Raw genomic sequence first — 7,808 nt, 5'->3', positions numbered from 1 at the left:
CCGACCTTCTATCCGGCGGCGACCGCGGGTGCCGACGAGGCGTTGACGCGCTGGGCCGAGCAGCAGTTCATGCGGCCTACGGCACTCTACGTCTCGGGCATCAATGCCGATCACATGCCGGTGGGTCTGCACGAGGACCGTGCCCGCCTGCACGGCCTGCCGCCGCCCTCGATCGAGGCCGTGCGGGCCGCGGCGATCCGCAACCTTCATCTCGTGAAGCCGCAGATAAAGTGGCTGGCCGACATGCTGGCCGACGGGCGCCCCTATCTGCTGGGCGCGGTGCCCTGCATCGCCGATTTTGCGGCCTACCACGTCGTCTGGTTCTATCGCGGCCGGCATATCGACTGCCGCGGCGTGTTCGATCCCTATCCGAAGCTGCGGACCTGGCGCGATCGCATGGCCGCGATCGGCCACGGCGCGCGCACCGACATCGACGCCGAGGTGGCGCTCGCAGAAGCCCGCGCCGCCAAACCGGCGGCACCGCGTCCCTCGCAGCCGCAGGAGGGCGATCCCGAGCCGGGTGAGCGGGCCCGCGTGCGCCCGTCCGACAATGCGAAGGACTGGGTCGAAGGCGAGGTGCTGTTCATCGACGCCCACGAGATCGCATTGCTGCGCCACGATCCGGAAGTCGGCAACGTCGCCGTGCATTTCCCGCGGCTGGGCTACGACTGGCGGTCATGCCGCTAACGGAACCGCTCGATGCCGAGCCCGTCGATCGGCGTGTTGGTCGATCCGGTGGCAACCAGTTCGGCCATCATGGCACCGGTGCCCGGTCCGAGCTGGAAGCCGTGAGTCGAAAAGCCGAACTGGTGAAAGACGCCCTCGGAAGTCGAGCTCGGCCCGATGACTGGAATGCCGTCGGGCATAAAAGCTTCGATACCGGCCCAGGCACGCACGATGGTGGCGGCACGCATCGCCGGAAACAGCTCCCACACCGTACGGGCGCTGATGGCGAGCTTGTCCCAGTCGAGCACCGTCTCGTTGCGGTCGCGATTGGATGTCGCGAGATGGCCGCCGCCGATCACCACCGTGCCGTTGCCGAGCTGCTTGAAGGAGAGTTTTCGCCCACGCAGGATGACGACCGGCTCGATGAAGGCCGGCACGCGGCTGGTCACCATCAGCATCGGCGCCACGACGGTGAGCGGCACCGGCTCGCCCAGCATGGCGGCAATGCGATCGGCCCAGGCGCCGGCTGCGTTCACGACCTTGGGCGCCTCGATCGGTCCGGCGCTTGTCTCGACTCGCCAGTTTGCACCGACTTTCGACAGACCGGTCACAGTGACGCCCTCCAGCACCTCCGCGCCCTTCTCGATCGCGCGCCTGCGGAAGGCCTGCGTCGTGCGGAAGGGATCGGCCGCGCCGTCGCGGCGCGAGACCACGCCGCCGGGACAATGATCGGCCACCGCCGGCACGAGGCGTTTAAGCTCGGCGCGATCGATCAGCTCCTCGTGCGTGAAGCCACGCAGGCGAAGATCCTCCACCCGGGCGCGGAAGCTTGCGAGCTCGGTCTCGGTCTCGGCCACCAGGACCGTGCCGTGGCTTTCGAAGCCGCAGTCGTCGCCGACCAGTTCTTCGATGCGTTCCCACAGTCCCATCGAAGCGATGGACAACGGGATCTCGTGAAGATCGCGCGCGAGCTGGCGCACGCCGCCTGCATTTACCCCCGAGGCGTGACGGCCGGCATAGTCCTTCTCGATCAGGATCGGCCTGAGGCCGCGCAGCGCCAGATGCAGCGCCGTCGAGCAGCCATGTATTCCACCGCCGACGATCACGACATCAGCGGTACGCACGCCTCAGCGCTCCACGGCCTTGCGCTCGGCCTCGGCAATCGGCAGCGAGGCGAGTTCGGCCAAAGTGATCGGCTTTACCGGCGGGCGAAGGCGATAGTAGCCGACCTCGACCGGCGTCGTGCCGCGTTGCGCGGCGATCAGCTCGGTGACGGTGAGGCCGCACAGCCTGCCCTGGCACGGGCCCATACCGCAGCGCAGGAAAGCCTTCATCTGGTTCGGCCCTTCGCAGCCCATGTCGGCCGTGTCGCGCACCTGCCTGGCTGTCACTTCCTCGCAGCGGCAGACGATCGTGTCGCCCGTCGGCTGGCGGAACGAATCGGCGGGACGATTGAGCCAGTCGAGGAAGGCGCGACCCATTTCCTCGCGCCGCAGTTTCTGGCGGATGATCTGGACATCCGGCGCCGAGGCGGCCGGCTTGAGGGCACGGACGGCGGCGATAGCCGCGATGCGTCCGCGCTCGGCCGCCGCCGTGCCGCCCGCGATCCCCGCGCCGTCGCCGGCTATCGCGATGCCAGGCACCGAGCTCGTGAAATCCCCGTCCAGCACCGGCTCGAAGCAGAGCTGGCGTTCGTTCCAGGCGTGCGTCACGCCCGCCGCGATCGCAAGATTGACGTTGGGCACGACGCCCTGGTGCAGCAGCAGCAAGTCGGCCGGCATCCGGCGTTCGCCGTCGCCGGTGCCGAACACGACCTCGCGCAGCCGGTCGTCGCCCACGGCCTCGACCCGATCGGTTCGGATCACCCGCACCTTGGCTCGCACTTCACGCAGCAGTTTCAGACCCTTGCTGAAGTACGGCGACAACACGAAATCCGGCAGATGGGCGAGCGCGCGCAGCCAGTTGACGCGTGGCGTGGTGTCGAGGATGGCGTCGAGCTTGCCACCCGCGCGCAGGATCTGCGCCGCCAGCAGCCACAGCAGCGGCCCGCCGCCGGCCAGTACGGTGCGGCCCGACGGCACGAGGCCCTGCGCCTTGAGCGCCGTCTGCGCCCCGCCCGCGCTCATCACGCCGGGGAGAGTCCATCCGGGAATGGGAAACGGCCGCTCGAGCGAGCCCGTCGCGACGATCACGCGGTCGGCCTGGATCAGACGCGCCTGACCCGCAATCGAAATGCCGACGAGGCGCGTGGGATCGAGGCTCCACACCGTGGCGCCGGTCACGATCAGCGCGCCGCTTGCCTTGGCTTCGACCGCCAGCTCGGCGCCTGTCCAATAATCCTCGCCCAGGACGGCCCGGTCTTTGACGGGGCTAGAAGTGATGGCGCGGTAGATCTGGCCGCCGACGCCAGGATTCTCGTCGAACAGCACGGTCGAGAGGCCCGCGCGCGCGGCGAGCGCCGCCGCGGCAAGGCCCGCCGGGCCGCCGCCGATGACGACGAGTTCGTAGGACGACGCGAGGTCGGAGGCCTTTGTCATCGCCCAGCCTCACGCTTGCCGGTTTGCGTCTCGACCGCCATGCCGTCGCGCACCGGCACGAGACAGCCCTGGCGGCTGCCGACGCCGTCGATGGTGACAAGGCACTCGAAGCAGACGCCCATCAGGCAATACGGCGCGCGCGGCGCACCGGATACGGGAGTCGTGCGGCAATGGGCGATGCCGGCGGCGATCAGCGCCGCCGCGACCGTGTCGCCGGCCCGTGCCGCCACCTGTTTGCCATCGACGGTGATGGCGACGGATGCCCCCGCCTCAGCCAGCCGCTTGAACATGGAACCTCCGTGCGCTGAAGGGCGCAACCAGCGATATGTCGAGGGCGCCGCGGGCGATCATCGGCGCCACGGTGAGCGCGTGATTGGCGGCCAGGGTGACGCCCGAATGACAGCAGACGGTGAAGGCGCCGGGATGCGTCTCCGACTCGTCATAGATCGGGAAACCGTCCTGGGTCATCACCCGGATCGCGCTCCAGGTGCGAACCACGTTCACGTTGGACAGCAGCGGGAACTGGCGCACCGCACGTTCGGCTTCGGTGGCGCTGACACCGATCGTGAGGCCGGCGGGATCGACGCTCTCTTCCTTGGAATCGCCGATCATCACCGTACCCTCGTCGGTCTGGCGCAAGGTGACCACCGGATGGTTGAGGAACGGCCGCAGCCGCTCGGTGACGACGATCTGGCCGCGCTCCGGCCTCATCGGCGCTTCGAGGCCGACCATAGGTGCCAGCCGCATGTTGGCGTTGCCGGCGGCCAGCGCCACCTTGCCCGCACGAATCTCGCCGTGTTCGGTCGCGAGCCGGAACTCGCCGCCCTCCTTGGTGATCTTCTCGACGCGATGGCTCGGCAGGTAGGTGACACCGCGCGCCTTGATCGCCGTATGAAGCGTGCGAAACAGGCGCAGCGAATTCACATGGCCATCGATGGGGCAAAAACTGCCCCCCACCACCTCGGGTCCGATATCGGGCAGCATCCTGGCGACCTGCGCGTGGTCCATGATCTCGGTCTTGTAGTCGACGATGCCGGGCTGGTTGTGCAGGCGCTTCAGGATGTTGGCACGCGCCTCCAGCTCCCTGTCCGAAAGCGCCAGATGAAATCCGCCGGGACGCTGGAAGGAGACATCGAGACCGGTCTCCTCCTTCAGGGTCTGCGCGAAGCCGCCCCACGCGTTGGACGAGCGGATCGTCCAGCCGGCGTATTCCGGCAGGCCGAGGCCCTTGCTCTGCACCCAGACGAGCGCGAAGTTGCCGCGAGACGCGCGCACGGCGCGGTCGCCCTCGTCGAGCACGACGACCCGGCAGCCCTCGCGCGCCAGGCCCCAGGCCGTGGCGACGCCGACCAACCCGCCACCGACGACGGCGACGTCGTAGTCGCTAGCGGCCATCGGCGCCCTTTCCGACCAGAAGCCTCTCCAGCCCGTAGGCGCGGTCCATCACCACCAGCGCCGCCACGGTGATGACGATCACGCAGGCCGAGACCGACGTCACCAGCGGATCGATATTGTCCTGGATGTAGAGGAACATGCGCACCGGCAGGGTTTCCGTTCCGGGAGCGGCGATGAAGACGGTCATCGTCACCTCGTCGAAGGAATTGATGAAGGCCAGCGCCCAGCCGCTCGCCAGCCCCGGCAGGACCAGCGGCAGGGTGATGCGCTTCAGTACCGTCCACTCCGAGGCGCCGAGCGACACCGCGGCATGTTCGATCGCGCGATCCAGGCCGACCGCCGAGGCGAGGGTGAGGCGGAGCGCAAACGGCAGCACGATGACGATGTGCGCCAGCACCAGGCCCACGAAGGTGCCGCCGAGGCCGATCTCCGTGAAGAAACGCAGGAAAGCGATACCCAGCACGACGTGCGGGATCATCAGCGGCGACATGAACAGCGCCGTGATCGCCTCGCGGCCGCGGAAACGATAGCGCGCAATGGCGAGCGCCGCCGGCACCGAGAAGGCGACGGCGATCGCCGACGACAACGCTCCCAGCCACAGGCTACGCCAGAAGGCCGAGATGAACTCGGGGTAGCGGGCGATGGCGTAGAACCAGCGCAGCGACCAGCGGTCGGTCGGGAACGAGAGAAAACCTTCGGGCGTGAAGGCGACCCAACAGACGACCAGGATCGGCGCCAGCATGAAGGTCACGAACAGCGTGTGGAAGACGAGCGCCAACGGACCATTTCGGCTCATCCGAACACCTGCGCGTAACGGCGCTCGACCAGGCGGCTGGCGCCGACCACGACGGCGATCAGGGCGAACAGCAGCAGTACCGCCACGGCGGCGCCCAGTGGCCAGTTGAGCGTATTCAGGAACTCATCATAAGCAAGTGTCGAAGCGACCTTGAGCCTGCGGCCGCCAATGATGGCAGGCGTCGCGAAGGCGCTGGCGGCCAGCGCAAAGACGATGATGGCGCCGGAAAGGATCCCGGGCATCACCTGCGGCAGCACGATGCGGCGCAGCACGGTGAAGGGGCCCGCCCCCAGCGCCACGGCGGCGTTCTCGATCTGCGGGTCGAGCCGCTGCAGCGCTGCCCAGACCGCCAGCACCATGTAGGGCATCAGCACATGGGCCAGCGCCACCACCATGCCGGTCTCGGTGAACATGAAGGGCAGCGGCGTGGAGATCAGGCCCGTTGAAATCAACGCCTTGTTCACCAGCCCCGAATTGCCGCCGAACAGCAGCGCCCAACCCAAGGTGCGCGCCACCACCGAGATCAGGAGCGGCCCCAGGATCACCAGCAGGAAGAGACCGCGCCACGGGCTCTTCATGCGGTTCAGGATATAGGCCTCGGGCGCACCTAGCACAGCAGCAAGCAGGGTGACGAAGAAGGCAATTCGGAAGGTCCGCCAGAACATCTCGTGGAAGTACGAATCGGTCAGTACCTCCTGCCAGTTCTTCAGGATGAAGACCGGCTCGATGCCCTTGTACTGGCCCCAATCGTGGAATGAGAGCAGCACCGTCATGACGAGCGGCACGATCACCACGCCGGCAAACAGCAGCAGCGCCGGCAGGCTGAGAAGATAGGGTGCTGCCCTCACGGCGCGACGCTCCACACGAGATGCACCACGGCGCCTTCGGCCGGCATCGCCTCGCCGGTGTTCTGGCGGATCACCGTCACCAGGCCGTTGGCGGTGTCGACCTGATAGAGCCAGTGGTTGCCCTGGAAGATTCTTGTTCTGACCTTGCCGACGAGACCCGAAGGGCCGAATGAAATCTTCTCCGGCCGAACCGTGGCGCCGTTCACCAGGTTGGTCTTGCCCAGGAAGTTGGCGACGAACGGCGTCGCCGGCCGCTCGTAGGCCTCGTGCGGCGGGCCGATCTGCTCGGCGCGGCCCTGGTTCATCACCACGATGCGGTCGCTGAGCGCCATGGCCTCGGCCTGGTCATGGGTCACCAGGATCGTGGTGGTACCGACGGTGCGCTGGATCTGGCGCAGCTCGATCTGCATTTCCTCGCGCAGTTTTGCGTCGAGGTTCGAAAGCGGCTCGTCGAGCAGCAGGATGTTCGGCCGGATCACCAGTGCACGCGCCAGCGCCACGCGCTGTTGCTGTCCACCCGACATTTGACGCGGAAAGCGGCCGCTGAAGGCCGCCAGACCGACCAGCTCGAGCGTCTCGGTGACGCGCTTCGTGCGCTCGGCCGCGGCCACGCCCTGCATTTCGAGCCCGAACGCGACGTTCTCGGCCACGGTCATGTGGGGAAAAAGCGCGTAGCTCTGGAATACAATGCCGAGGCCGCGCTTGGCGGGCTTTATCGCCAGGAGATCGCGGCCTTCCAGCCGGATGGCGCCCGCTGTGGGATCGACGAAGCCGGCGATCATCTGCAAGGTCGTGGTCTTGCCGCAGCCCGAGGGACCCAGCAGGGCGATGAATTCGCCCTTCTCGACGTCCAGCGAGAGTCCGTCGACGGCCAAGTGTGCGCCGAACTTCTTCGTCAGTCCTTCGAGGCTGAGGAAGGCCATCAGGCCTCGACCAGTGTGCCGACAGATGTCCCGATGCGGGCCGCGGCGCCCCTATGCAGGCGGTAAAAGGCATCCTGCGGCTGGTCCATGGTCAGGATCTCGGCGTCGGGCACGCGCAGGAACAGGCCCCGCAGCACCCGGCCAATGCCGCCGTGCGCGAACACCGCCACCGGCTGCTCGGCTGCCAGTCTCGCGATGTCGTCGAGCGCCGGCTGGGCACGTTGAGCCGCCATGACGTAGCTCTCGCCGCGCGGTGGTTGATAGTTCCAGTGATCGAGCCGCCGGGCCGCCATGGCGCCCGGCCAGCGGGCCTCGATCTCGGCGCCGTTCAGCCCGTCCCAGTCGCCCCAGCTCATCTCACGCAGACGATGATCAAAGCATTGATCATCGTGGGCGAGGCCCGCGGCCTCGGCGGCGATCGCCAGCGTCTCGCGAACGCGTCCGAGCGGGCTCGCCCGCACGATGACACCCGACGGTTCGTATCCCGCCTTACGCAGTTCCTCTGCCAGCGTCGCGCCCATGGCGCGCGCCTGGGCGCGACCCGCCGCCGTCAGCGGCGAGTCGAGATGACCCTGGGCACGCCGTTCAGCGTTCCACGCCGTTTCGCCATGGCGAAAGAGGTAGACGGGATGGTGCACGCCGG

Annotated in this window: 9 protein-coding genes; 1 reads left to right on the top strand and 8 read right to left on the bottom strand. The window is 67.8% G+C overall.

The features are described 5' to 3' along the window. A partial coding sequence (locus tag EPO55_RS03120; protein WP_296334940.1) for a glutathione S-transferase C-terminal domain-containing protein occupies positions 1-687 on the top strand: 687 nt, incomplete at its 5' end. On the opposite strand, the gene EPO55_RS03115 is transcribed toward EPO55_RS03120, so the two are convergent. Genes EPO55_RS03115 through EPO55_RS03080 form a run of 8 tightly spaced genes read right to left on the bottom strand, consistent with a single transcriptional unit; the run spans position 684 to position 7,803 of the window. Beyond that, positions 684-1,790, bottom strand: coding sequence for an FAD-dependent oxidoreductase (locus tag EPO55_RS03115; protein ID WP_296334939.1), 1,107 nt, complete (start codon positions 1,788-1,790; stop codon positions 684-686). The two genes, EPO55_RS03120 and EPO55_RS03115, sit on opposite strands and share 4 nt — an antisense overlap. A gap of 3 nt (positions 1,791-1,793) precedes the next feature. After that, positions 1,794-3,203, bottom strand: coding sequence for an FAD-dependent oxidoreductase (locus EPO55_RS03110; RefSeq protein ID WP_296334938.1), 1,410 nt, complete (start codon positions 3,201-3,203; stop codon positions 1,794-1,796). Continuing rightward, complete coding sequence (locus EPO55_RS03105) at positions 3,200-3,493, bottom strand: (2Fe-2S)-binding protein (RefSeq protein WP_296334937.1); 294 nt, start codon at positions 3,491-3,493, stop codon at positions 3,200-3,202. Before EPO55_RS03105 ends, EPO55_RS03110 begins: the two co-directional genes overlap by 4 nt. Continuing rightward, positions 3,474-4,598, bottom strand: coding sequence for an FAD-dependent oxidoreductase (locus tag EPO55_RS03100; protein ID WP_296334936.1), 1,125 nt, complete (start codon positions 4,596-4,598; stop codon positions 3,474-3,476). The genes EPO55_RS03105 and EPO55_RS03100 overlap by 20 nt, the downstream gene beginning before the upstream one ends. Then, entirely contained in the window at positions 4,588-5,394 is an 807-nt protein-coding gene (locus EPO55_RS03095; protein WP_296334935.1) for an ABC transporter permease, read from the bottom strand. The genes EPO55_RS03100 and EPO55_RS03095 overlap by 11 nt, the downstream gene beginning before the upstream one ends. Then, on the bottom strand, positions 5,391-6,242 hold the full coding sequence (locus tag EPO55_RS03090; protein ID WP_296334934.1) for an ABC transporter permease: 852 nt from the start codon (positions 6,240-6,242) through the stop codon (positions 5,391-5,393). Before EPO55_RS03090 ends, EPO55_RS03095 begins: the two co-directional genes overlap by 4 nt. Continuing rightward, positions 6,239-7,165 (bottom strand): ABC transporter ATP-binding protein, encoded by a 927-nt coding sequence (locus tag EPO55_RS03085; RefSeq protein WP_296334933.1) that lies wholly within the window; start codon positions 7,163-7,165, stop codon positions 6,239-6,241. The genes EPO55_RS03090 and EPO55_RS03085 overlap by 4 nt, the downstream gene beginning before the upstream one ends. Then, on the bottom strand, positions 7,165-7,803 hold the full coding sequence (locus tag EPO55_RS03080) for a histidine phosphatase family protein (protein WP_296334931.1): 639 nt from the start codon (positions 7,801-7,803) through the stop codon (positions 7,165-7,167). Before EPO55_RS03080 ends, EPO55_RS03085 begins: the two co-directional genes overlap by 1 nt. Positions 7,804-7,808: the final 5 nt, after the last annotated feature.

The organism is Reyranella sp., assembly GCF_004296935.1.
In the GTDB taxonomy this organism is placed as follows: Bacteria; Pseudomonadota; Alphaproteobacteria; order Reyranellales; family Reyranellaceae; genus Reyranella.
The sequence above is the reverse complement of the archived record's forward strand: the minus strand, read 5'-3'. Positions and strand labels throughout refer to the sequence as shown.